This is a genomic window from Sorangium sp. So ce375 (assembly GCF_051473855.1).
In the GTDB taxonomy this organism is placed as follows: Bacteria; Myxococcota_A; Polyangia; order Polyangiales; family Polyangiaceae; genus Sorangium.
This window is the reverse complement of record NZ_CP150335.1, coordinates 12,304,414-12,327,231: the sequence shown is the minus strand read 5'-3', so window position 1 is coordinate 12,327,231 and position 22,818 is coordinate 12,304,414. Positions and strand designations below refer to the sequence as shown.

The 22,818-nt window shown below is 72.1% G+C and carries 22 protein-coding genes; 9 read left to right on the top strand and 13 right to left on the bottom strand.

What is annotated here, in order from left to right:
• Positions 1-20 precede the first annotated feature (20 nt).
• From WME90_RS45815 to WME90_RS45805, 3 genes are all read left to right on the top strand, one after another.
• Entirely contained in the window at positions 21-1,139 is a 1,119-nt protein-coding gene (locus tag WME90_RS45815) for a hypothetical protein (protein WP_437278421.1), read from the top strand.
• 190 nt (positions 1,140-1,329) lie between these two features.
• A complete protein-coding gene (locus WME90_RS45810; protein WP_437278420.1) occupies positions 1,330-1,668 on the top strand; it encodes a YtxH domain-containing protein in 339 nt (112 codons plus the stop codon).
• 293 nt (positions 1,669-1,961) lie between these two features.
• The gene (locus tag WME90_RS45805; RefSeq protein WP_437278419.1) at positions 1,962-2,372 is read left to right on the top strand and encodes a hypothetical protein; all 411 of its coding nucleotides are present in this window, start codon (positions 1,962-1,964) and stop codon (positions 2,370-2,372) included.
• 247 nt (positions 2,373-2,619) lie between these two features.
• On the opposite strand, the gene WME90_RS45800 is transcribed toward WME90_RS45805, so the two are convergent.
• The 4 genes from WME90_RS45800 to WME90_RS45785 form a co-directional block, all read right to left on the bottom strand.
• Positions 2,620-2,931: a hypothetical protein gene (locus tag WME90_RS45800; RefSeq protein WP_437278418.1), complete on the bottom strand. Its 312-nt coding sequence runs from the start codon at positions 2,929-2,931 to the stop codon at positions 2,620-2,622.
• 10 nt (positions 2,932-2,941) lie between these two features.
• Entirely contained in the window at positions 2,942-3,151 is a 210-nt protein-coding gene (locus WME90_RS45795) for a hypothetical protein (RefSeq protein ID WP_437278417.1), read from the bottom strand.
• Between the two features lie 286 nt (positions 3,152-3,437).
• The gene (locus WME90_RS45790) at positions 3,438-4,157 is read right to left on the bottom strand and encodes an HAD family hydrolase (RefSeq protein WP_437278416.1); all 720 of its coding nucleotides are present in this window, start codon (positions 4,155-4,157) and stop codon (positions 3,438-3,440) included.
• 3 nt (positions 4,158-4,160) lie between these two features.
• A complete protein-coding gene (locus WME90_RS45785; RefSeq protein WP_437278415.1) occupies positions 4,161-5,939 on the bottom strand; it encodes an AMP-dependent synthetase/ligase in 1,779 nt (592 codons plus the stop codon).
• 366 nt (positions 5,940-6,305) lie between these two features.
• On the opposite strand from WME90_RS45785, the gene WME90_RS45780 reads away from it, so the two are divergent.
• Positions 6,306-8,273, top strand: a complete 1,968-nt coding sequence (locus WME90_RS45780; RefSeq protein ID WP_437278414.1) for a serine/threonine protein kinase — start codon at positions 6,306-6,308, stop codon at positions 8,271-8,273.
• Positions 8,274-8,296: 23 nt separating this feature from the next.
• Here WME90_RS45780 and WME90_RS45775 read toward each other — a convergent pair whose 3' ends face one another.
• The 4 genes from WME90_RS45775 to WME90_RS45760 all read right to left on the bottom strand — a co-directional run bounded on the left by WME90_RS45775 (position 8,297) and on the right by WME90_RS45760 (position 10,724).
• Positions 8,297-8,992 (bottom strand): hypothetical protein, encoded by a 696-nt coding sequence (locus WME90_RS45775; protein WP_437278413.1) that lies wholly within the window; start codon positions 8,990-8,992, stop codon positions 8,297-8,299.
• Positions 8,993-9,107: 115 nt separating this feature from the next.
• The gene (locus tag WME90_RS45770; RefSeq protein ID WP_437278412.1) at positions 9,108-9,467 is read right to left on the bottom strand and encodes a YXWGXW repeat-containing protein; all 360 of its coding nucleotides are present in this window, start codon (positions 9,465-9,467) and stop codon (positions 9,108-9,110) included.
• Complete coding sequence (locus WME90_RS45765) at positions 9,464-10,426, bottom strand: prepilin peptidase (RefSeq protein ID WP_437283749.1); 963 nt, start codon at positions 10,424-10,426, stop codon at positions 9,464-9,466. Before WME90_RS45765 ends, WME90_RS45770 begins: the two co-directional genes overlap by 4 nt.
• Positions 10,427-10,436: 10 nt before the next feature.
• Positions 10,437-10,724, bottom strand: a complete 288-nt coding sequence (locus tag WME90_RS45760) for a hypothetical protein (RefSeq protein ID WP_437278411.1) — start codon at positions 10,722-10,724, stop codon at positions 10,437-10,439.
• A gap of 63 nt (positions 10,725-10,787) precedes the next feature.
• On the opposite strand from WME90_RS45760, the gene WME90_RS45755 reads away from it, so the two are divergent.
• A complete protein-coding gene (locus tag WME90_RS45755; RefSeq protein WP_437278410.1) occupies positions 10,788-12,074 on the top strand; it encodes a formylglycine-generating enzyme family protein in 1,287 nt (428 codons plus the stop codon).
• Positions 12,075-12,116: 42 nt separating this feature from the next.
• Here WME90_RS45755 and WME90_RS45750 read toward each other — a convergent pair whose 3' ends face one another.
• The 5 genes from WME90_RS45750 to WME90_RS45730 form a co-directional block, all read right to left on the bottom strand.
• Complete coding sequence (locus WME90_RS45750; protein WP_437278409.1) at positions 12,117-12,566, bottom strand: YbjN domain-containing protein; 450 nt, start codon at positions 12,564-12,566, stop codon at positions 12,117-12,119.
• Positions 12,567-12,643: 77 nt separating this feature from the next.
• Positions 12,644-13,918: a hypothetical protein gene (locus WME90_RS45745; RefSeq protein ID WP_437278408.1), complete on the bottom strand. Its 1,275-nt coding sequence runs from the start codon at positions 13,916-13,918 to the stop codon at positions 12,644-12,646.
• Complete coding sequence (locus WME90_RS45740; RefSeq protein WP_437278407.1) at positions 13,915-14,979, bottom strand: alpha/beta fold hydrolase; 1,065 nt, start codon at positions 14,977-14,979, stop codon at positions 13,915-13,917. Before WME90_RS45740 ends, WME90_RS45745 begins: the two co-directional genes overlap by 4 nt.
• A 42-nt stretch (positions 14,980-15,021) precedes the next feature.
• A complete protein-coding gene (locus tag WME90_RS45735) occupies positions 15,022-15,252 on the bottom strand; it encodes a TIGR04563 family protein (protein WP_012241296.1) in 231 nt (76 codons plus the stop codon).
• Positions 15,253-15,386: 134 nt separating this feature from the next.
• Positions 15,387-17,369: an aconitase family protein gene (locus tag WME90_RS45730; RefSeq protein ID WP_437278406.1), complete on the bottom strand. Its 1,983-nt coding sequence runs from the start codon at positions 17,367-17,369 to the stop codon at positions 15,387-15,389.
• 228 nt (positions 17,370-17,597) lie between these two features.
• On the opposite strand from WME90_RS45730, the gene WME90_RS45725 reads away from it, so the two are divergent.
• The 4 genes from WME90_RS45725 to WME90_RS45710 all read left to right on the top strand — a co-directional run bounded on the left by WME90_RS45725 (position 17,598) and on the right by WME90_RS45710 (position 22,779).
• Positions 17,598-18,947 carry a protoporphyrinogen/coproporphyrinogen oxidase gene (locus tag WME90_RS45725; protein ID WP_437278405.1) on the top strand — a complete coding sequence of 450 codons (1,350 nt, stop codon included), beginning with the start codon at positions 17,598-17,600 and terminating at the stop codon, positions 18,945-18,947.
• Positions 18,944-19,687: a glycosyltransferase gene (locus tag WME90_RS45720; protein ID WP_437278404.1), complete on the top strand. Its 744-nt coding sequence runs from the start codon at positions 18,944-18,946 to the stop codon at positions 19,685-19,687. The genes WME90_RS45725 and WME90_RS45720 overlap by 4 nt, the downstream gene beginning before the upstream one ends.
• A gap of 84 nt (positions 19,688-19,771) precedes the next feature.
• A complete protein-coding gene (locus tag WME90_RS45715) occupies positions 19,772-21,553 on the top strand; it encodes a glycerol-3-phosphate dehydrogenase/oxidase (protein WP_437278403.1) in 1,782 nt (593 codons plus the stop codon).
• A complete protein-coding gene (locus WME90_RS45710; protein WP_437278402.1) occupies positions 21,532-22,779 on the top strand; it encodes an FAD-binding protein in 1,248 nt (415 codons plus the stop codon). Before WME90_RS45715 ends, WME90_RS45710 begins: the two co-directional genes overlap by 22 nt.
• The last annotated feature ends 39 nt before the right edge of the window (positions 22,780-22,818 follow it).

Below are 22,818 nucleotides of genomic sequence, written 5' to 3'. Positions count from 1 at the left end.
ATGCTTTCGGGAGACGGTGAATGAAGCGACTTACTCTGCTGGGTCTCGCGAGCGTGCTGGCGCCCCTCCTCGCGGGTTGCCCCATCTACGATGACGCCGACAGCCACTTCTGTGACGCAGAAGACTGCGCGCCCGGCACCTCGATCGGCTGTAACGAGCCGACCGACTGCGGGATCAACGAGACCTGCGGCGAAGACAACGAATGCCACACCGGCGACTGCACGACCTGGGGGTGCAGCCGCGGCTTCGAGTGCGTCATCGCCGACGACCACACCGCCGCCTGCGTCGAGAGCGGCTCCTCAGGAGAGGGGAGCGGCGGCGGGCCCGCCACCGACGTCGTGTACTGCGGCAACCCGGACGACTGCGCCGCTGGCGAGACCTGCGCGCCGGATGGCACGTGTCAGCCCGGCAGCTGCGACGAGGTCCTTCCGAGCGGCGAGCCCCTCGGGTGCATCCACGGCTATGTCTGCGAGGGCGACGAGGCCGCTGCGACCTGCGTGCCGGCGACCCCGGCCGCGTGCGGCGCCGACGCCGACTGCGCCCGCCTCGGCGCTGACTACCTCTGCGTAAGCGGCATCTGCACCGCGCCGCAGGACCAGTGCTTCGATCAGACGCAGTGTCCGGTCAACGACAAGTGCGTCGAGGGCAAATGCACGCCGGCCTGCGACGAGGACGCGGACTGCCCCAGCAGCTACCGTTGCGACACGACCCTCGGCATCTGCTCCCACCCTGCGCAGCCCTGCGTCATCACCGACGACTGCGGCGGCCCCTCTGCCGTCTGCGTCGACGGCGCCTGTGTCCCGAGGAGCGACGGCGCCGCCTGCCCCGAGGGCGACGTCTGGGTCGAGAACGGCTGCATCCCGAATCAGTCGAGCAACTTCGTGTGCGGCGAGGATGGGGCGCAGGACGTCTGCGCGCCTGGATCGATCTGTCTGCACCACAGCTGCTACATCTCGTGCGACCAGCCGAACCCGAACGCCTGCGACAACCAGTCGCCTTCGCTGAACGAGTGCAGGACCGTGGCGACGTTCTCCGGCGAGCATCCGGTCTGCGGGTCGAGCGAGAACCTCGGCGGCGAGTGCGATCCCGAGACGCCCTGCAGCGAAGGCAAGATCTGCATCGACGGCTTCTGCCGGTAACGCCGCGGCGCTCCTCCGCCGCGCTCGCGCCTCGGCGCAGGGGCGTCCCCGGCCCTGCTCCCTCCGTGCGCAATATGCCCTTGGCATGCGCGCTGCCTCACGTCCCGCCGGTCACTGTTCCAGCCACGTGAATCGACGCTGAGGGATACGCGACACGCGCCCCCACGCGATGCGAACCGACGGAGCCACAATGAAGGCAGACGATCTCGTCAATTACATGGCCGACATGTTCCCCTACAAGAGAAGGAGCTCACTCGACTGGATCGTTCCCGTTTCGGTCGGGCTCGGCCTCGGCGTCGCCATCGGCGTCGGGGTCGGCGTCCTGGTCGCGCCGACGACGGGTGACGAGGCTCGCCGCCGGCTGCGCGACAGCACAAGCCGGCTGCGTGAGCGCGCGGGCCACCTGCGCGAGCACGCGGAGAGGGCCAAGGATCGCGCCCTGGGCGCCGCGCAGCGGACCCAGGATCAGATCCAGGAGAAGCTCCAGGAGACCACCGGCTCGTACACCAACGAGCTCAACGCCCGCTGAGCCAACTTCAGGGGGCGCGAAGGCGCCGCTCCGCCCACGCGCGGAGCGGCGCCTTCCATCATTTCCCGGGATGCTTGCAGGCAGCCGAGCGACATCTGCGCAGCCGGAGCGGCACAAGCGATGCTTTTCCGAGAGCGGATGGATTGAACGAGACACCTCGCGAACCGCGGCACAGGGGCACTCGTCGAATGATGTATTACCGGACGCTCACTGCATTCTTTCCAGGTCGCACTGAAGCCGCGGGCGCACTTGGCCGCCTCCTCGCCCTGGGCGTCTCGGCCGAGGACATCAGCATGGTGCCCAAGCAGCACTCCCGTCTGGACGAGATCGAGCTCACCATCCACAGCAAAGCGTCCGAAGGGGCCGCCCTGGGCGCTGTGATCGGAGGGCTCCTCGGGGGCGCGCTCGCCGCGATCTCGGCTGGAGGCGCGCTGATCATTCCGCGGCTCGACGCGTTTTTGGCGGGGCCGCTCGTCGCGTGCCTCGCTGGAGCGGGCGCCGCCGGCGCGGCCGGCACCCTGCTCGGCGCCGTCCTCGGCGCGCGCCTTCCCGAGTACGAGGCGCGCCGGCTCGATGACGGCAGCGCCGGCGCCGGCGCGGTGCTCTCCGTGCGGTGCCTGCCCGACGTTTCTCGCAGCGTCGAAGAGGTGCTGAGCGAGAGCGGCGGTCGCCGCATCCGCAAGACCTACAGCCGCAGAGCTTGAAGGACGCGCGCCTGGCGCGTCATCGCCTGGCCACCTGGCAAGCAAGCGGCGAAGCGACGACGAGCAGACGAGCGGCGCCCATGGAGCGGCGCGCGCTCCACGTGTGGACGCGGCCGGGACGCGCCGTCGACGCGTGTGCTGACAGCGCTTCCGCGCCGCGGGCGCAGGTCGGTGGAGGCGTGCGCACCCCGGCGCGGCAGCGGCGCAGATCGCGCCCCCTGCGCCCGCGCCGCGGGTCGGCGGTGAATCAGGGCGACGATCCGAGATGGCTCTGGGTTCGCGTCTGCTCGTCGAAGAAGAGCTCGACCGCCTGGGCAAAGGCGCCCCTGACGTAGCCGCGCGTCGCGAGCAACCCGACCCTGCTGAGCATGCGCGGCGTCAGGCCCCCGCCGAGCAGGAACCCGAGCCCAGCCGCTGCGGCGAGCGCCACGTGCGGGTTGTCCCGCGCGAACGCCGACACGGCCCGCGTGACCTCCGCCGCGTCGAGGCGGCTGAGCGCATCGTTCACCCGTTCCCGCGCGTCGCTTTCCCGCTCCGCCTCGACCTCGCGTGCCGTCATGGTGGCCTCCTCAACCCAGCCGGGTAACGACCCGTCCGATCAGGTATCCCACGGCGGCCACCGCGCACAGCGTGGCCAGGGGGCGCTCTTGCACGAGCGAGATGAGCCGCTCGTCCGCGCGGCGGACCTCGCCGAAGAGGCGAGGGACAGCGGCGGGACCCGTCGCGTGCCGCTCCCGGCGTCCGGACTCTTGTTCGATGTCTGCATCGTTGGCGATCATCGTGAGCCGGTCTCCAGCAACGCCCGAACCACCGCGCGACGTGCATCGGCTGCACGATTCGGAGACCGACCCGCCGGCGCGGGGCGGCGGGGCGAGGAGAGCCAGGGGAGAAGCGCGCGCGGCGAGCGCGCGGCGGGGCGCCTTCCGGGACGTTCGTGCTCACGCACGGAGAGCGCGCCGAGGGAGCGCCGCCCGCTTGGACCGCGCGTGAGCGCCGCTCTTGCGGGCCACGCCCGCCAGGTGACGCGCTCGTGGAGATCGCGCCGGCCGCGCGGCGGCGCGGAGCCTACGGCGAGAAGCGGACGCCGAACGCCCGGAGGGCGCGGCGCAGCGCGTCCGCGCCGTCGCACACCGCCACGCGCTCGGCCTGGGGCACCTGCGCGGCCCTCGTCGGGTCGCCCTTGAACCAGACGGCCCGCATTCCCGCCGCGAGAGCGCCGCCGACGTCAGCGGCAAAGGAATCACCGACGTGGATCACCGCGGCGAGCGGCGCGCCGAGGCGCTCGGCCGTCCACGCGAAGATCTCCCCGCCCGGCTTCTCGAACCCGAGCCGCCCCGAGTCCGCCACCGCCACGAAATGCGCCGACCAGCCGAGCTCTTCGATCAGCTCCTCGAGCCGGCCCTCCGAGTTCGACAGCACCGCGACCGGCACGCCGGCCTGCTTGAGCTCGATCACGACGTCGATCATCCCCGCGATCGGCCGGCGCCAGAGGTTCTTCCGGGGTTGCTCTGTCCAGAGCCAGTCGACCGCCGCGTCGAGCGCGCCGGCCTCGACGCCGCCCGCCTCGAGCAGGCGGCGCATCATGATCTTCCACGGGTGCCCGCTCACCCCCCGCTGGATCGCCTCGTTGTACGCGCGCCAGCCCTCGTCCACCGCCCCGTCGAGCTGCTCCCGAGTCACGGAGATACCCCGCTCGGCGAGGCGGGCGGAGAGCAGCCCGGTGTCGAGCTCCACCAAGGTCTGGCCGAAGTCGAAGGAGACGGCTGTCGCAGGCTCGTTGCGCATGGATTACTCCGCGTACATCGCCTCGATTTCGCGCGCAAAATTCTGGCTCACATTGCGCCGCTTGATCTTGAGCGTCGGCGTCAGCTCGCCATCCTCGATGGTGAAGCCACGCGGCAGGATCGAGAACCTCTTGATCGTCTCGACCTGCGCGAGCTGGCCGTTCACCTCGTCGACGGCCCCCTGCACAACCTCCCTGATCTCGGGCGACGCGTGCGAGAGGTCGCCGCCGAGCCCGCGCTCGGCCGCGAAGCGCTTCACGGCGTCGGGGGCCAGCACGAGCAGGGCCGTGAGGAACTTGCGCCCATCGCCGACGACCACCGCCTCGGCGATGAGGTCGTGGCCCTTGAGCGCCTCCTCGATGTTCTTGGGAGAGATGTTCTTTCCACCGGCCGTGATGAGGATCTCCTTCTTCCGCCCGGTGATGTAGAGGAACCCCTCCTCGTCGAACCTGCCGAGATCCCCCGAGCGGAGCCAGCCGTCGACAAGGGCCTGCGCGGTCGCCTCCGGCTCCTTGTAGTAGCCGAGGAACACCGTCTCTCCCTTCACGAGGATCTCGCCGTCGTCCGCGATCCTCACGTCCATGCCCGGCACCACCGGCCCGACGGATCCGAGCTTCGTCCTGCCCGACACGTTGTAGCTCGTCGGGCCGGTCACCTCGGACTGGCCGTAGACCTCGGTGATCAGGATGTCGAGCGACGCGAAGAAATCGAGGACGTCCTTCGCGATGGGGGCCGCGCCGCTGCTGCACGCGTGCGCCCGACCGAGCCCCACGGCCGCCTTCACCTTGGCGTAGACCAGCTTGTCGAAGACGCGGTGCTGCATCGCGAGCAGCGGCCCCGGCTGCTCGCCCCGGGCGCGGAGCTCGCTGTGCTGAAGCCCGACGCGCCTCGCCTGCTCGAGCGTGAACCTCTGCAGGCCCTTCGCGCTGGAGAGCTTCGCGTCGATCCCGGCCCGCAGCTTCTCCCAGACGCGCGGGACCCCGAAGAAGACGGTCGGCCGCACCTCCCTGAGGTTGTCGGCGAGCGCCGCCATCGACTCGGCGAAGTACACGGCCGAGCCGATCGAGGCCGGGATGTGGAGGGTGAACATCTGCTCGGCGATGTGCGACAGCGGCAGATAGGACAGCGCGACATCCCGGGACGAGCACGGGATGATGCGCGCCGCCATGTCCGCCGAGCGCGTGAGGTTCTCGTGGCTCAGCATGACCCCCTTCGGCGGCCCGACCGTCCCGGAGGTGTAGAGCAGCGTCGCGAGGCTGCCCGATTCGAGCGCGTCGATCCGCTGCTCGATCAGCTCGTCCGAGATGCGGTTGCCCCGCGCGAGGAACTCGTCCCAGGTCAGGACCCGCGGATCGCCCGCCGGCTCCGCGCCCCGCATCAGCACCACCCACGAGAGCTGCGGCAGCCGATCCCACTGGCTCAGCACCTTCTCGAGCTGGGCCCTGTCCTCGACCAGCACCACCTTCGACCCCGCATGGTGCACGACGTGGCGCACCTCCTCGGGCGAGCACGTCGTGTAGATGCCCGCGGGAGCGCCCCCGATCGCCATGCAGGCCATGTGGAGCACCACCCACTCGGGCCGGTTGAAGCCGAGGAGGCTCACCGTGGCGCCTGGCTCGAGGTCGAGCGCGAGGAGCGCCTTGCCGGCGCGCCGCACCTCGCCCGCGTACTCCCGGAAGCTGGTCATCCTCCAGAAGCCCCCCTCCTTGACGTAGTGGGCTGGAGCCTCGGGACGCACCTTCGCCTGGCTCAACAGGCGCCGCGGAATCGAGTCACAGGGCATCGGGCTACCTCGTTCACGAGAGATGGTGCGCAAGCACAGGCGAATTTTCCTGCACCCTGCCGCGGTTCAGGACCGCCTGGGGAGTGATGCTTCTCACAGTAGCAGCAGACGCCGCAGCGCTCTGCGCGTGAAACGTTACCGCCGAGCGGTTCTGTCCGGTGGCGTTCCGAGCGCGGGCCCGGCAGGTCGCACGCTCGCGCGCGCCCTGGTGCGGACCGAGGGCGCGGTGGTTATCGCTGCGGTTACGGGCTGGACGCCGGCTCGCCGTCATGGGCGAGCCGATCGACATCCGCCCGCCGCTGAGCAAGCGCTTGCCCGCGCTGCCGTCAGCTTGACTGCGCGTCGTTGGATCAGGACCATTCGGCAGTGAGCGAGCGCAAAGGGACGATCGAAGAGGCTGACTGGGCGGCGGACTCCGCCCGCAGCAACGAGCTCGCCGCCTCGGGCCCGCCGGCGCGCGTGCAGGCCGCGCTCGACGGCGGGACCCTGGTGTCCAGGCAGCTGCCCGTCCCGGCGCCCGAGCCCCCGCCGACCGTCGCGGTGCGGCGCGCAGACCGCGACGCGACGACGATCGCCGGCCGGGATCCGCCGCCGGACATGCCGCCGTCGCCGTCGGACCGGCACGCGCGGAGCTTCGGCAAGTACCGGTTCATCGCGACGCTCGGGCACGGGGGCATGGCCGACGTCCACCTGGCGGTCGCGGTGGGGCCGGCGGGCTTCAGCAAGCTGCAGGTCATCAAGCGCCTCCGGCCCAACATCGCCGACGAGCCCGAGTTCCGGGACATGCTGCTCGACGAGGCCCGCCTCGCCGCCCGCCTGAACCACCGCAACGTGGTGCAGACCAACGAGGTCGGCCTCGCGGACGGCGAGTACTTCATCGCCATGGAGTACCTCGACGGGCAGCCGCTGAGCCGGGTGATCTCCCGCGCGCGGGAGCAGGGTCGGGTGATCCCGTTCGCCATCCAGTTCTGGATCCTCAGCGAGGTGCTGGCCGGCCTCCACTACGCCCACGAGCTCGTCGACTACGACGGGACGCCGCTCAACGTCGTTCACCGCGACATCAGCCCCCACAACATCTTCGTCACCTACGACGGGCAGGTGAAGATCGTCGACTTCGGGATCGCGCTCGCCGCGCACCGCCTCGTCGAGACGCAGACCGGCACGATGAAGGGCAAGGTCGCGTACATGGCGCCGGAGCAGGCGTTCTCGCACTCTTCCCAGATCGATCGGCGCGCCGACGTCTTCTCGGCCGGCGTCATCCTCTGGGAGATGCTCGCCGGCCGCCGCCTCTGGCGTGGGCTCTCGGATCCGCAGATCATCTCGCGCCTGATGCGGGACATCCCGGACCTGCGGTCCGCGCGCCCCGAGGTGCCCCTCGAGCTCGCGCGCATCTGCGCTCAGGCGCTCGCCCACTCGCCCGACAAGCGCTATCCGACGGCCGCCGCCTTCCGCGCGGACCTCGATCGCTACGCGGAGCGCCTGGAAGAGCAGGTGACGGCCGAGCAGCTCGGCGCGCTCATGCGAGAGCTGTTCGCCGGCGAGCGCTCCGAGATCCGGGCGATCATCGATCGCCAGCTCAAGCAGCTGCAGGAGCACGGCCCCGAGGCGGGGAGCGCAGGGCTCGCCGGCCGCGCGCAGAAGCTGCCGTCGCTGCCAGGGCGCGAGTCGGACTCGTATCCTCCTGCGCAGGAGGAGGGGGCGGCCACGGGCTCTTCGCCGTCGGCGCCCACGCGTGCTCTCCACCGCTCGAGCCCTCCGCAAGCGACGCTCCACGCCGTCGTGCGGACCGAGCCGGCCACGGCCGCTCAGCCCGCGCCGGCGCCGCGGCGCTCCCGGTTGCCGCTCGTCGCCTTCGCGGCGGTCCTCGCGCTGGTCGGCGCCGCGACGCTGTACCTGAAGCTGCGCGATCCGGTCGAGCAGAGCCTGCGCGTGACCGCGCCCCCGGCCGACAGCGCGCCGCCGGCGCCGCCCCGCGCCGAGCCCTCGGCGTCGGCAGCCGAGAGCGCTCCGCGCGGGGGGACCGACGCGTCGCTGCTCCGCGCGTCGATCAAGGCGAGCCCCGCCAGCGCGAAGATCTTCGTCGACGGCGTGGAGCTCCCCTCGAACCCGTTCGACGGCAAGCTCATCAAGGACGGCGCGGCGCACCGGATCGAGGTCTCCGCGCCAGGCCACGCCGCGCAGCGACGGATGCTCGTGTTCGATCGGGACATCGAGCTCGAGGTGACGCTCGCGCAGAGAGGGCCGGCCCCCGCGGCCACGGCGAACTCGAAGGTCGTCGCGCCCCGCGTCGAGGCGGATCCCACCGTCCCGCCACCGAAGCCCGATCCCTACTGACGCGCTCGATCCGCGGGCAACCGTTACAGATCTCGGTAACCGATCGGCGGCTCGACGAGCTTCGCCGCCTTGGCGACCCCGCGGAACACGTAGTCGGAGTAGCTGTAAGGACCGTCCGACCACACGAGAAAGTCGTCCGCGAGCACCCCGTTGGGCGCTCCCTCGCAGAGCTCCGGCGCCGCCATGACGGGGCCTTCGTTGTAGATCGGCGCCGACGCGTTGACCTCCTCCTCGGCCTCCTCCATGGCTGCCAGCGCGCCGGCGTGCCGGTCGGCGTCGAGCTCGTCGACGGGGTAAAGCTCCCAGTCGAGCAGCACGAGCTCCGGGTGCGGGGGCTCGTTCGGGGCCGACGCGAAGGGGGCGTGGGTGGCCTCGGGGAGGGCGGTCCGCGCGAGCGCCTCGAGCAGGCGGCTCCGGTAGCGCAGCGCCGCGTCGTCCGGGGTCCAGAAGGCCGTGAGGACCGCGATCACCTCCTCGGTCTTCGCCTCGCGCCACAGCGAAGGGTCACGCGAGCCGAGCTCGAGCGCGCGCTGCTTCTGGAGGCGCGCCTGGAAGGCCGACGCGTACGGCGCGAACTCCGGCAGCTCGGCCAGGGCGTGATCGACGGACCAGTGGATCCGATGATCGACCTCGCGCACGTACCGGTGCTTGCCGAGGGCGCGGAGGAGTCGTGCGATTTCGTCGGGTGTGCGCGCTGCGAACGACCAGGCAAGCATCATGGGGCAAGGCTCATCGATCCGTGCAGAGGATGGCACGCCGAGCTGGCTCGCCGATGCCGGTCGGACGGCGGCACCTCGGCACGGGTGGATTCCCATCGCTCGGCCGCGGTGTCGATCACTTCTTGCCGGGGAGGTGCCAGACCCCGGCGAACCACACAAGGGATCCGTCTGCGCGGCGCACGGTGACGGCAGGCGCGAAGTACGCGCCCGGCGGGACGGCCTCCCATCGTCCCTGCTGCCACGCCCAGCGGCGGCTCCGCCACTGCCACTCGCCGTCGATCCACACATCGCCCGGCCGCTGAGGAGGCGAGATGATCTCGACCCGCGCAGGCGGCGGAGGGAACGGCACGACCACCGTGGGCTCGCTCGGCAAGTGAGGGCCCCTCGGAGGCAGCGGGAGCGAGCTGCCGCAGCCCGCGAGCGCGAGGAGCGCAGCGAGCGGGATCCCGAGCGCGCGGCGCAGAGCGGCGTTCATCCTGCGTCGATCCAGGAGAGGTACGCGTCCAGGACGTCGCGGCCGACGAGCAAGCACTCCAGCGTCGCAAGCGCGAGGAACGGGCCGAACGCCATGCGGGCCTGACCGAAGCCTTCGCGAGGCTCCTCCGCGAGCGGATCTTGCGCCAGCTCTTCCTCGGCGGCGGCACGCTCTTCGGGGGACATGGCCGCGAGCTCGGCGCGGATCTGCTCCCGCTCGAGGCGCACCGCCTCGGGCTCCTCGATGCTCCCGCGCAGGAGCAGCACGGCGATCGCCACGATCGAGCCCTGGATGGCGCCGGCGCCGAGGACGAAGAGGGCGCCCCCCCAGCCGAACCACGCGCCCGCCAGCATGAGGAGCTTGGCGTCGCCGAGGCCCATGCCGACGCGGCCGCCGCGGATCCGCGGGTAGAGCACGACGAACGGGAGCCAGACGATGCCGAAGCCGACCGCCGCGCCGAGGAGGGCGTCCAGGAAGCCCATCGAGCGCAGCGACGCGGTCGCGACGCCGAGCACCGCGCCGCCGATGGTGATCGAGTCGGGGATGAACATGTGCTCGAGGTCGATGAACGTCGCAGCGAGCAGCCCGAGCGCGAGCGCCAGCCCGGCGGTGTACGTGGCGAGCGCGTGGAGGGCCGGCGTCGTCCCGGGGAGCCGGAGGATGATGACCTCGACGATCGCGAGCGAGAGCAAACCGCCCGCCGCCTCCACCAGGGGATACCGCGGCGACACGGGCGCGCCGCAGCAGCGAGCGCGGCCGCGGAGCAGCAGGTAGCTGAGGACGGGGATGTTGTCGTAGGCGCGGATCGGCGCGCCGCACGCCGGGCAACAGGAGCCCGGAGAGACGACGCTGAGCTCGCGCGGGACGCGGTGGATGACGACGTTGAGGAAGCTGCCCCAGAGCAGGCCGAAGCAGACCGCGAAGGCGCGCAGGAACCACGGAGGGAAGTCGGCGAGCATCACCTGGGGCTCATGTCCTCGGGCTCGACGCGGCGAGCCGGAGCATCATCGTGAGCGCCTGCTCGAGCTCCGCGATCGTGGGTTGCACGGGGCTCTCGGCGAGCGCCGCCTTGAGGTCGACGAGGCGGCCGCCGAGCTCCTGGTAGTGACGGCGCACGCCCTCGGTCGGCGCCTCGGCGACCCACCGCCGCACGATCTCGCGCAGCTCGTCGAGATCGCTGCCGGCGAGGAGCTGCGCCATCTGCGAGGCCATCGGATCCGGTGCGCCGCTCACGCCCTGCCCCATCCCCGCCAGCATAGCGCGGGCACTTTGACGGGCGAGGGGTCCTGCGACATAAGGCGAGGCGCTTTCGAGGAAACCGTGCCGACGAGGACGCCTGCCGTTGCCCTGATCCTGCTGACCGCCGGCATCGCCGGAGGGGCCGGCTGCAACCGCGCGGAGCAGCAACAGCCCGGGGAGAAGCGCGCGGGCGGAGGCGCCCCGCAGGCGCCCGCGCCGCGAGGGAAGGTGCTCGAGGCGGCCGAGAACGAGTCGCCCGCAGCGAGCGCGACGCCGCGGGCCGGCGCCGCGGCGGCCGGTCCCGCGCGCATCGAGATCCCCGCGGGAAAGCTCGTCGCGGGGAGCACGCCCGGGGACAAGGGGCGCGATCCGACGCTCGAGCCGGCGTTGCTCGACGTCGAGCTGGGCGGATTCACCGTCGATCGCAACCTGTACCCGAACGATCCCGCGCAGGCTCCGCTCACCGGGGTGACGCGGGCGCGCGCCTCGGAGCTCTGCCAGCAGGCCGGCGGGAGGCTGTGCACCGAGCTCGAGTGGGAGCGCGCGTGCAAGGGCCCCGAGGAGACGCCCTACGCGGGCGGAGCGGCGTGGGATCCGGCGTGCGCCAAGGCGCCGGCGTCGTGCGCGTCGGGGTTCGGCGTCGTCGGCATGGGGGCCGCGCTGCGCGAGTGGACGGCGAGCGACGTCGCGCCGATCGAGAACCTCCAGCCGAAGGCCGCCGCCGTGCGCGGGGCGACGGCGAGCGCGAGCGCCGTGGATCACCGGTGCGCGCGCCGCGCGGCCGTCGATCCGGCGGTGTCGGGCGACGACATCGGCTTCCGGTGCTGCCACGGCGCGCCGAACGCGGCGTCGATCCCGTCGCCGCAGTGGCAGCAGACGTTCCGGCGCGCGGAGATCGGGCCGCAGCAGATCGCGGAGCTGCTCGCGTCGGTGCCGCAGCTCCGCGACCTCGGCGGCAAGATCTCCTTCTTCAAGGAGCCCGACGACGTGAACGCCGTGCTCCAGCGGGGCCGCACGCGGCTCTCGCCGAGCGGCGCTCCTGCCAGCCAGCCCGAGGCGAGCCCGCCCCCGAACACCACGCTCACGACATCTCCCCTGCTCTGGAACCCGGTGCCGGGCGAGGAGGTGCTCGTCGTGACGGGAAAGGCCGACGACGACGCGTTCATCGTCGCGTTCCTGAAGCTCCCCGGAGACCGCTACCGTATCGCGTCGTCGCTGCTGCTCAAGGACGACCCGGGGCCGCTCGCGCTCGGGTTCAACGGCTACGTGCGGCGGCGGCTCGCGTGGGCGACCTGCTGGGACTGCCGCGGCGAGTCGGGCAACGTCACCTACCGGGACGACAACCGCGTGGTGATCACGCAGAAGTGACGCTTCGGCAGCGCAGGCCGGACACCGACACGCTCCGGCGCCTCAGGTGTCGTCGCCGAGCAAGGCGTGCCGGTAGGCCGTCCCGTACTCGATGATCCGCTCGACCGCGTCGACGAACTCCGAGCGGTCGAGCGACTCGGTGGGCAGCTCGGCGCACAGCAGGATCTCGTTCCGATCGTCGAGGGCGAACTTGGCGACGCGCATGTCGCGGTTGGCCTCGAGCAGGTGACGGAGCAGGCCGAGCACCTGACCGGTGTTTTCGGCTAGGACCGGCACCGCCGCGCCGCCCTGGGCGTGGCGCTGCGTGTCGAGCAGATCGAGCACGCCGAACATCGAGAGCACGACCCAGTTCTCGGTGCACTGGACGTAGAACGGAGGGAGCTCGACGACCCCTTCCTCGCGCGGACGGATGCGCAGGGTCGACGGCTTCGTCAGCTCGGCGGTGTAGCCGATCTCCTCCGTCCAGCGCTGCAGGGTCGCCACGTCGATCACGGGATAACGTGATCGCCCTGCCGCCGCCGGAGATCAAGATGCGGCGCGCGGGAGGCCCCCTCGCTGAGGAGGACCGCTCAGAGGCTGAGGACGGCGTCCTCTCCCCGGTCGGCCAGCTTCGCCGCGATCAGGCTGAGCAGCGCTTGCCTCCGCTCCTCGAGCTCGACGAGCGCGCGCGGCGGCACCAGCTCCTCCTCGATGCCGCCGGGGCGGAGCGCCGCGGCGGCCTGCTCGGGGCCGAAGCGCGCGAGCGCGTCGCGGAGGGCCCGGGGGAACCGCACCGCCTCCACGAGGCGCTCGAGCTGCCGATCGAGCTCGTGCGCCTTCACGTGCAGCGGGAAGGCGCTCCCGTTGGCCTCCACGCTCAGCGCTCCCGCGTTCACGTCGATGACGATCTCCTTCCGGAGCCCGTTGCCCGCTAGGTAATCGAGCGCCAGCACCTCCAGGTAGTCGCGGAGGATCGCCGCGCGCTCGCCCCGCACGGGCGAGGGCGACCGAGCCCAGCGCGCCCACACGTCGAGCTCGGGCGCGTCGTCGAAGCGCACGGAGCGCCGGCGAGACGAGAGCCACCGAGGACCGGGCGGACCGGGAGCGGGCGCCAGGACCAGCGCGTCGACCGTCCCGTCGTTCATGACGGCGAAGCGGCGCAGCAGCTTGCGCCCGTTGGGTTCCCGGCCGATGAGCGCCGCGAGCTCGCCGATCCCGATGCGCCGCGCCGCCGCGGCGGGCACGACATGCGCGCCGAGCGCTCTCGCCAAGCGATAGAACGCGAGCGGGCGCCGGAACGCGAGCGGGGCCTTCTTTTGCGCCGGCGCGAGCTTCACCTTCACATCGCGCGGGGCTGCTCCTTCCTCGGCCGCTCCGATCGAGAGCGTCGCCTCGAACCTGCCGTCCGCCAGCTTGCCCGTGAACCGCAGCGCGCGCAGCGGCGAGCGCTGGAGGACGCGCGCGACGCGTGCGTCCCCCGCGGTCCCGGCGCTCGACACGGGAGTCGAACGCGGCTCGACCGGCGAACGCGGCTCGACCGGCGAACGCGGCTCGACCGGCGAACGCGGCTCGACCGGCGAACGCGGCTCGGCTGCCGAGCGTGCCTGGGGCGCGCCGATCGCGGGCCGAATCCCGTCATCGGCCAGCGCAGCGATCGCGTCGACAGACCCGTCGCTGCGCTCGGACGATGGCCGCGCGCACGCGGCCGCGAGCAGCGCCGCCGCGACGAGCACGCGCCGCGCCGCCGCGACGAGCACGCGCCGCGCCGCCGCGACGAGCACGCGCTGCGCCCCCCCGCCGTCGAGGCGCCGCAGCGGCCAGCGCGCCGCTCTGGAGGCGCGCTGGTCCCGCGCGCGCCGGATCATCCGTCCTTCGAGAGCCCGGCCGGATGGTCCGGCGAGGACCCTCCCTCGGCTGGGCGCTGCGACGACGCGTCCTCGGCCGGCGATCTCGAGCGCCCTTCATCGGTCGGCGCCTGCGGGGCGGATGCGCGCGCGCTCGCCCCGAGCGACGCGCCGCCCACGACACGCTCGAGCAGGAACTGCTCCACGCGCTCGATGACCATCTTCTTGCGCTCCAGCGGGACGACGTGCGTTCCGCCGCTCACCATCATCAGCTCTCCGCGCGGCAACGCCGCCGCCATCTCCTCGGCGAGGCGAGGCGGGGTGAACGTGTCGCGATCGCCGGCGATCACGAGCGCGGGCACGTCGATCTGCGGGAGCAGATCGAGCGTCGAGTGCTCGCCGGCGCTGCGCAGCATGTGGAGGAACATCGAGAAATCGATGTCGACCATGTGGCGCATGTACGGCAGCAGATCCGCCGGGGTGACCGCGCTCGCGTCGACCTCGCGGGTCAGCAACGCGATCCGCAGCGCCATCGGCGCGGGCACGCGGCTCCAGATCGCGCGCGCGATGTGCGGGTACGCGTCCACCTGCTCGATCAGGCGCGGCAAGAGCTGCGCGAGCACGTCCGTTCCCTTGAAATGGTGCGTGATCCTGCCGGACGAGCCGCAGATCAGCACGAGCCCGCGCACCCCCTCGCGGTGGGTCCGCAGGTGCTCCAGCACGACCTGGCAGCCCATCGAGTGCCCGAAGAGCACCACCGGGCCATCGCCGATCGACGCGCGCACCGCGGCCAGATCGCTCGCATGGTCGCGCAGCTCGACCGCCTGCGGATCACCAGGCAAGCTGCTTCGACCGTGGCCGCGATAGTTCCAGTGGGCGACGTTGACCGTACGGGCAAGGTCGTCCCACAGGTACTTCCAGATGAAGCCGTCGCACGCGATGCCGTCGCAGAGCACCGCGGTGAGGCGTCCCGAGCCCGCCCCGACCCCGCTGGCCAAGCTTCCGCTGCCGCCGGGACCTTCCCGGTAGCGGACATAGATCCGCGTACCGTCCTTCCCGGCGGCGAAAAGCTCTCGACCCATCGATCCCCGAGCGACGCGGCTTACGCGAGGCTCGCGGCGATGTTAGTCGCCGCTGTCCTCGTCGTCAGCCACGTCATTGACACTCGGAAGCTTTTTGATGTCTATCCGCGCCAGCTTCCACGCGCGCTGCACAACCCAAGAAAGCGAGCGATCGAGCCGCGCCGCTTCCTCCTTGATTTCCTGCAGCATCGACTCCGGAAAGTAGAGGCTCTGCTTCCGCTTGTCCGTCTTCGAGGCTTCGTTGTTTTTCGCCAGCGTGTCCTTGTCGGTCATACGCTCTTGGGGCTCCTCCCGATCCGCCACAGAAGAGCACCTTAGCGTACGGTGCACTTCCGTGGAAAGCATTCGTTTTTCCATCATGCCGATTGCGGCCACTATGTGTGTATTACCGCGATAGGCGCTCTGCGTCATGATTCCGGGAATGCGATCTTCCCCGCAATCGCGCTCGCCGCGACGATGAGGGGACTGGCCAGGTAGACCTGGCCGGGCCCGCTTCGCCCCGGGAAGTTCCGGTTGATGGCCGAGACGGTGACCTGCTCCTTGCGGTCGGATACACCGGGACCGGCCTTGATGCACGCGCCGCAGGAGGGGTCGACGAGCTCAGCGCCCGCCTTCTCGAAGATCTCGAGGTAGCCCTTGGCCTCAGCGTAGCGGCGAATGTCCTGCGAGCCGAACTGGATGTAAAGGTGCACGCCGTCGGCGACGCGCTTGCCCTGCTCGAGCGCCCGGCGCAGCACGGACGCGTACATGTCCATGTCGGCCTTCTTGCCGCCCGTGCACGAGCCTCCGTACGCGATGTCGATCTTCACCGGACCGCCGGCGACCTCGTTGAGCGACCGGAGCGGCACGCCGTTCCGCGGATCGCCGGGCGTCGCGACCATCGGCTCGACGGACGCGAGATCGACGTCGAACGTCGCCATGTACTCCGCGCCGGGATCGGCGCGCACGATGCGCGCGCGCACGTCCTCCGCGGCGAGCCCGCGCTGCTCGACGAGGTAGCGCACGATCTCCTCGTCGGCCTCGATGATCCCGGTGAAGCCGCCCGCCTCGACCGCCATGTTGGTGAGCGTCGCCCGCTCGTCGAGGCCCATGGCGCGGACGCCATCTCCCGCGAACTCGAGCACCTTGCCGATGCCCTGGCCCGTCTTCCAGAACGGCTGCGAGAGCAGGAACAGCATCACGTCCTTCGCGGTGACGCCCGACCCGAGCCGCCCGGTCAGGTTGAAGCGCACCGACTGCGGCACCGCGATGCGGACGTCGCGCGTGAGCCACGCGTTCGCCATGTCCGTCGAGCCGACGCCGAACGCGAAGCACCCGAGCGCCCCCGCCATGCAGGTGTGCGAGTCGGTCCCGGCCACGATCTGCCCTGGCAGCGCGAGCTCCTCGATCACCTTGTTGTGGCAGATGGCCTCCGAGCCCACGGTCCTGCCGTCGCGCTCGACCTCGCCGTACAGCTTGATCCCGTGCCTCTCTGTAAAGGCTCGCTGCACCGTCGCGAGCGAGGCCGCCTGCTCCCGCAGGCCGAGCCGGAGGTGCGCCTCCGGCATGACGCGATCGAGGAACGTAAGGTGATCCCGGAAGGCGAAGACGCTCTCCGGCTCGGTCACGGCCGCCTCCGGACCGAGGCCCGCGCGGAAGAGCGACTCGGCCATCGGCGTGACGTACTCGTGCGAGAAGCGCACGTCGATGCGGGCGAAGAGCGCGTCGCCAGGCTTCACCGCGGCGGCGCCGATCTTCCCCGCCCGGGCGTCCACGATCGCGTGCGCCGCGATGATCTTCTCGCACAGCGTCATCGGCCGAGGCGGCGTGGCGAGCGTGGGCGGCGCGACCTCGCCGGCCATCCGCGCCTTGTTGTAGGCGAAGAGGCCGCCGTACTCGACGACGTCGGCGCTGATCGGGTCGAGCCCGCGGGTGAACTCGCCGATCGGGATCTCCTCGCCCCGCGCGATCCGGTCGAGGAGCGAGAAGTCGGTCGTCGTGAGCAGCCCGATGTTCTGGCAGTTCTGCCCGTAGATCTTCTCGATGCTGCGCGCGACGACGATCTGGATCCCCGCCTCGCGCTCCGAGTACGGCGCCGTCTCGCGCGAGCTGCCGCACCCCTTCGAGCGCCCGCTGACGATGACGCCGAAGCCGCCGTCCTTGATGGCGTCGCGCTCGATGAGCCCACCGCGCAGGCCGACCAGGCAGTACCGGGCGAGCGTCTCATCGTAGTAGTAACAGACCCACCCCGGCGTGAGCTCGTCGGTGGAGATGTTGTCGATCAGCGCGTGTCGCTCGGGATCGAAGCGCAGCTCGCCGCCCGCCAGCTGCTGCTTCAAGAGCGCCGGGTCCTCGGTCAGGTAGAGGGTCCTCCCGGTGACTTGAACGAACTTCCGTCGGGGGATCGGCATCTGCACCTCGGACGCCCCGGTGCGCGCGGGGCGCGCTGGGACCTCTCCACACCTAGTCGCTCTGGGCGGAGGCGCCAACGGCGGTCTTTGCCGATGCGCGCGGAGCTCCGCGCGCCTTACGTCGAAGGCAGGAAATCCAACATGAGCGAGGGGGCGCCTGGACGGCAGCGTGCCTTGACGACGCACCGGGGAGGTGGTGTCTTCGCGGCCGCGGCCGGGCCGCGAGCGATGACCCGACCCACGATCTCCAGCGTTCCCGTCGCGATCCTCGGCGCCGGCCTGACAGGCATGGCGGCGGCGTATCACCTGGGGCGGGCCGGCGTGCCGCACCGCGTGTTCGAGCGCCTGCCGCGCCCGGGCGGCCACGCGATCACGCTCGAGGACGACGGCTTCCGCTTCGATCGGACAGGGCACCTCCTCCACCTGCGCGACCCTGCGACCCGGGAGCTCGCGCTGCGCTGGCTGGGCCCCGACCCGCTCGAGATCGAGCGGCGTTCGATGATCTGGTCGAACGGCACGTACACCCGCTATCCGTTCCAGGCGAACACCTTCGGCCTGCCGCCCGCGGTGGCCTACGAGTGCCTCCACGGCTTCATCGAGGCGCGCTTCGCCAAGGACAGACCCGAGCCGAGGAACTTCGAGGAGTTCTGTCTGGCGCACTTCGGCGAGGGGATCAGCCGCCACTTCATGATCCCCTACAACAGCCGCCTCTGGGGGGTACACCCGAGCGAGATCACCGCCGACTGGTGCTCCCGCTTCGTCCCGATACCGAAGCTGGAGGACGTGCTCGCCGGAGCGGTCGGGCTGAACGACCGGGAGCTCGGCTACAACGCGAGGTTCCTCTACCCGCGGCTCGGCATCGGGCAGCTGACGAACGGGCTCGCGCGGGCGCTCACCGAGCAGCGGCCGCGGGACGCGAGCGCGCCGGCGATCGAGCTCGGCCGCGCTCCCAAGGCGATCGACTGGCGCGCGCGCGAGCTCGTGTTCGACGACGAGGTCGTCCGGTATGACGTGCTCGTCTCGTCCGCGCCGTTGCCCGCGCTCGTCAGGCTCCTCTCGGACGCGCCTCGCTCCGTCGGCGAGGCGGCTTCCCGGCTGCGCTGCACGCATCTCTACTACCTCGACGTGGCGCTCGACACGCCGTGCGGGCAGCCGCTGCACTGGGTGTACGTCCCGGAGGCGAAGTACCCCTTCTACCGCGTGGGCTGCTACTCGAACTTCTCCGCTGCGATGGCCCCGCCAGGCAAGGCGGGCCTCTATGTCGAGCTCGCTGACCGCGCCGAGCCCGATCTCGCGGCGCTGCTCCCCCGCGTCGCCGAAGGCCTCGTCGAGATGGGCCTCATCCCGGCCCCGAGCGCCGTCCGCTTCGCCCGCCTGCGCCGCATCGACCACGCGTACGTCGTGTTCGATCACAGCTACTTCGGCTCGCTGGAGGCGGTGCGACCGTTCCTCGAGGGCCAGCGCATCCTCTCATGCGGGCGCTACGGCGGCTGGAACTACTCCTCGATGGAAGACGCGCTCCACTTCGGGCGCGACGCGGCGCACCGAGCGCAGGCGCTCCTCGGAGGCGCGCCGTGAGCACGGCCGAGCTCGATTGCGTGGATGCGGGCGAATCGCCCGAGATCTCCATCGTCATCCCCGTTTACAACGAGGAGGCGATCCTCCACGCCGCCGTCGTGGATCTGCGCGAGCGGCTCTCGCCGCTCGGCTGGCGCTGGGAGCTCGTGCTCGCCGAGAACGGCTCGATCGACGGGACGCTCGGCATCGCCGGCGAGCTCGAGCGCAAGTACCCGGAGGTGCGGCACTTCTCGATCGGCGAGCCGAACTACGGGGCCGCGCTCCGGGCGGGCATCGAGCGGGCGCGCGGGCGCTTCGTGCTCTGCGACGAGATCGATCTCTGCGACGTCGATTTCCACCGCCGCGCCATCGCGATGCTGCGGGCAGGCGGCGTCGACATGGTGATCGGCTCCAAGCTCATCCAGGGGGCGCGCGACGATCGCCCGTGGGCGCGGCACGCGGCGAGCCAGGTGTACAATGGGCTCCTCCGCGCGACGCTGGGCTTCCGTGGGACGGACACGCACGGGCTCAAGGCGTTCCTGCGCGAGCCGCTCCTCGGGGTCGTGCGCGACTGCGTCGTGGACAAGGATGTCTTCGCCAGCGAGCTCGTCATCCGCGCCTACCGCGCCGGCCTGCGGATCGACGAGATCCCCGTCCGCGTGCTGGAGAAGCGGCGCCCCTCGATCAACCTCACCCGGCGCGTCCCGAACGTGCTGCGCAGCCTCGCGAAGCTGACCTGGGCCATCCGGGTCCGCGGCTGACGACCGGCCCTTCCAGCATTCGCGACGCCACGCGCGAGGCCGGGCCCGCTCGTGGAAAAATTCTGGCATGCTATACGCCCGCAGGTGACGACCCTCCTTTCGAGCGCCGCAAGACCGGCTCGTCGCGCCGACACCGACGTGGACGTCGTGATCATCGGCGGCGGCGTGAACGGCGTGGGGGTCGCGCGGGACGCGTCGCAGCGGGGCCTGAGGGTCGCCCTCTTCGAGCGCAACGATCTCGCGTTCGGCGCGAGCGGCAACTCGAGCGGCATGATCCACGGCGGGCTCAGGTACCTGACCAGCGATCCGCAGGTGACCGAGAAATCGTGCCGCGACTCGGGCCACATCCAGGCGATCGCGCCGCACCTGCTCTTCCGGATCCCCTTCCTCGTCCCGTTCGAGAACGCGCGGCACGGGCGCCTCCTCTACCCGCTCGCGGACGCCTTCTTCGAGGCCTACGACAACTACCAGCCGCTCAAGCGCGGCAAGCCGCACGCGCGCCTCTCGCCCGACGAGCTCCGCCAGCTCGAGCCGGGGCTGCACGGAGACCTCGTGGGCGGCTTCAGCTTCGACGAGTGGGGCATCGACGGCGCGCGGCTCTGCGTCGCCAACGCGGTCGACGCGATCGAGCGCGGGGCCAAGGTCTACGTGGGGCACACGGTCGAGCGGGTCGAGCGCCGCGAGGACACCGGCGAGGTCGTCGCCGTCCGTTACCGGGACCGCACGACGGGGGAAGGCGGGCGGCTCCGCACGAGCACGGTCGTGAACGCGACGGGCGCATGGTCGCCGATCACCGCGTCGCTCGCCGGCCTCCCCGCCGCGAGCTCGCGCGTGCGGCCCGGCAAGGGCGTGCACGTCGTGTTCGACCGGCGCCTCACCAATTACGCGATCATGGCGAGGACGATCGACGGCCGTCAGATCTTCCTCGAGCCGTGGGAGAACATGAGCGTCATCGGCACGACCGACGACGACTTCTACGGCGATCTCGACCAGGTCCGCGCGACGAGCGAGGAGGTCAGGTACCTGGTCCAGGGCATCGCCCGCGTGTTCCCGCAGATCCACGAGGCGCGCGCGATCGGCACGTTCGCGGGCGTGCGGCCCACGCTCTACGCGTACGGGCCCACCGAGGACGCCCTCTCGCGCGAACACCAGATCGTCGATCACGCGGCGCACGGCGCGCCGGGCCTCTACTCGATGATCGGCGGCAAGCTGGCCAGCTTCCGGCTCTTCGCCCAGGAGATGACCGACGTCCTCTCGCGGCGCTTCGATCTCGGCGCCCGCTGCGTGACGCACACGACCGCGCTGCCCGGCGGCGATCGCGCGGTGGACGCGCTCGCGCTCTCGCGGCGGATGGAGATCGACGCGGTGGCCGCCCGGCGGCTCGTGTACCGGCACGGCTCGCGCGCGCTCCGGATCGAGGAGCGCGTGCGCGAGCGGCCGCGCGAGGCCGCGACGGTGTGCCCGTGCGAGCCCGTGATCGAGGCCGAGGTGCGCTATGTCCTCCGGCACGAGCTCGCCCGGAGCGTCGCCGACGTCGCGCGCCGCACGCGCCTCGGCCTCGGCGCGTGCGGGGGCATGCGCTGCGCGGCGCGGTGCGGGCAGATCGTGGCGCAGGAGCTGTCGCTCCCGCCGCGCGACGGGATGCGGCAGGCGGCGGCGTTCCTCTCGCGGCAGGCGGTGACGCGCGCGGTCGCGCTCGGCCCGGAGCAGGCGCGGCAGGAGGCCCTCGCGATCGCCAGCGTCCGGTCGGAGCTCGGCGCGCCCGCGGACGACGAGGCCACGGCGCCGTGCGAGGATGCGGATCGGCGCTCGCAGCGCCCCGCGCGGGAGCCGGAGGAGAGGGCGTGGCGCGATCGATCCTCGTGATCGGCGCGGGCGTCGCCGGGCTCGCCGCCGCGTGGAGCGCGCGGCGGCGCGGGGCCCAGGTCGCGGTGATCTCCGCGGGCGTCGGCGAGACGGCGCTCGCGGGCGGCGCGGTGGACGACGTGCCGTGGGAGCAGGTCGAGCGGGCGTCGAGGCTGCTCGGCGGCGACCTGCCGGCGAGCGATCTCGCGCCGGCGGCGAGGCAGTTCGCCGCGGAGCTCGGCCTGTGGGAGCTGCCGCAGGCGGCGGGCGTGCGCCTCGCGACCGTCGCGGGGCGGATCCGCCCCGCCCGCGGCAGGGATCGCGCGCTGCTCGACCTCGGCCCGCTCCGCCGCACGCGCGTCCTCGTCCCTCGCGCGGCGCGCGCCGCGTGGGACGCGGACGCGCTCGCGCAGGCGCTCACGGACGAGCCGTTCGCCCGCGCGCGCGGGCTGCGTTTCCTGCCGATCGACGCGCCGATCCTGCGCTTCGACGACGAGCGGCACATCGCCGACGGCGACATCGCGGCCCGGCACGACGACCCAGCGCGGCTCTCCTGGCTCCTCGATCGGCTCCGCCAGGCGCTCGAGAGCGCGGGCGGCGCGGGGGCTATCCTGCTCGGCCCGTGGCTCGGCGCGAGCGCTCCGCGCGCCGAGGCGCTCGCGGCCCGCCTCGGCGTCCCGGTGGGCGAGGCGCTGATGGGCGCCGGCTCGCCGGCGGGGCTCCGCTTCGAGGCGGCGCGCGACGCGCTGCTCGCGACGATCGGGGCGACGCAGCGCCTCGGCCGCGTGCGCGCGGTGAGCGGGGGCTATCCAGGGCCGGGGGCGCCGGACGAAGGCGTCACGATCCTCGTCGAGGGGGAGGACGTGCCGCTCGCGGCGGACGCGGTGGTCCTGGCGATCGGCGGCCTCGCCGGCGGCGGGATCGCGTACGCGCCGCCCGCGAGCGGCGCCGGCGCCGATCTCGCGGCGCGCGGCGCCGTGCCGTTCGCGCTCTCGATCGCCGCGCCCGTCACGATGGGCGACCATCGCGGCGCGTTCGGTGTGGTGAGCTCCATGCAAGGCCCGGAGCTCGACGCCGTCGCGTGGCCCCGCGGCGAGCGCGTGGGCGCGCTGGAGGCGGTCGGGGTGCGGTGCGAGGGCGTCCGCGCCGCGCCCGGGATCCTGGCGGCCGGGTCGACCATCGCGGGGAGGGCGCGCACCGTGCTCGACGCGGTCACGACCGGGCTCCGCGCCGGCGCCGAGGCCTGACGCGCGCGTCGAGGGGCGTCCGGCGCGCGCGTCGGGCCT

What these genes read in the sequence shown, in the direction of transcription:
- WME90_RS45785 (WP_437278415.1), bottom strand. Translation starts at nt 5,939, where the DNA reads ATGCCCTGTGACTCGATTCCGCGGCGCCTGTTGAGCCAGGCGAAGGTG.
- WME90_RS45800 (WP_437278418.1), bottom strand. Translation starts at nt 2,931, where the DNA reads ATGACGGCACGCGAGGTCGAGGCGGAGCGGGAAAGCGACGCGCGGGAA.
- WME90_RS45735 (WP_012241296.1), bottom strand. Translation starts at nt 15,252, where the DNA reads ATGACCGACAAGGACACGCTGGCGAAAAACAACGAAGCCTCGAAGACG.
- WME90_RS45805 (WP_437278419.1), top strand. Translation starts at nt 1,962, where the DNA reads ATGGTGCCCAAGCAGCACTCCCGTCTGGACGAGATCGAGCTCACCATC.
- WME90_RS45815 (WP_437278421.1), top strand. Translation starts at nt 21, where the DNA reads ATGAAGCGACTTACTCTGCTGGGTCTCGCGAGCGTGCTGGCGCCCCTC.
- WME90_RS45730 (WP_437278406.1), bottom strand. Translation starts at nt 17,369, where the DNA reads ATGCCGATCCCCCGACGGAAGTTCGTTCAAGTCACCGGGAGGACCCTC.
- WME90_RS45725 (WP_437278405.1), top strand. Translation starts at nt 17,598, where the DNA reads ATGACCCGACCCACGATCTCCAGCGTTCCCGTCGCGATCCTCGGCGCC.
- WME90_RS45795 (WP_437278417.1), bottom strand. Translation starts at nt 3,151, where the DNA reads ATGATCGCCAACGATGCAGACATCGAACAAGAGTCCGGACGCCGGGAG.
- WME90_RS45770 (WP_437278412.1), bottom strand. Translation starts at nt 9,467, where the DNA reads ATGAACGCCGCTCTGCGCCGCGCGCTCGGGATCCCGCTCGCTGCGCTC.
- WME90_RS45790 (WP_437278416.1), bottom strand. Translation starts at nt 4,157, where the DNA reads ATGCGCAACGAGCCTGCGACAGCCGTCTCCTTCGACTTCGGCCAGACC.
- WME90_RS45745 (WP_437278408.1), bottom strand. Translation starts at nt 13,918, where the DNA reads ATGATCCGGCGCGCGCGGGACCAGCGCGCCTCCAGAGCGGCGCGCTGG.
- WME90_RS45775 (WP_437278413.1), bottom strand. Translation starts at nt 8,992, where the DNA reads ATGATGCTTGCCTGGTCGTTCGCAGCGCGCACACCCGACGAAATCGCA.
- WME90_RS45760 (WP_437278411.1), bottom strand. Translation starts at nt 10,724, where the DNA reads ATGCTGGCGGGGATGGGGCAGGGCGTGAGCGGCGCACCGGATCCGATG.
- WME90_RS45765 (WP_437283749.1), bottom strand. Translation starts at nt 10,426, where the DNA reads ATGCTCGCCGACTTCCCTCCGTGGTTCCTGCGCGCCTTCGCGGTCTGC.
- WME90_RS45740 (WP_437278407.1), bottom strand. Translation starts at nt 14,979, where the DNA reads ATGGGTCGAGAGCTTTTCGCCGCCGGGAAGGACGGTACGCGGATCTAT.
- WME90_RS45810 (WP_437278420.1), top strand. Translation starts at nt 1,330, where the DNA reads ATGAAGGCAGACGATCTCGTCAATTACATGGCCGACATGTTCCCCTAC.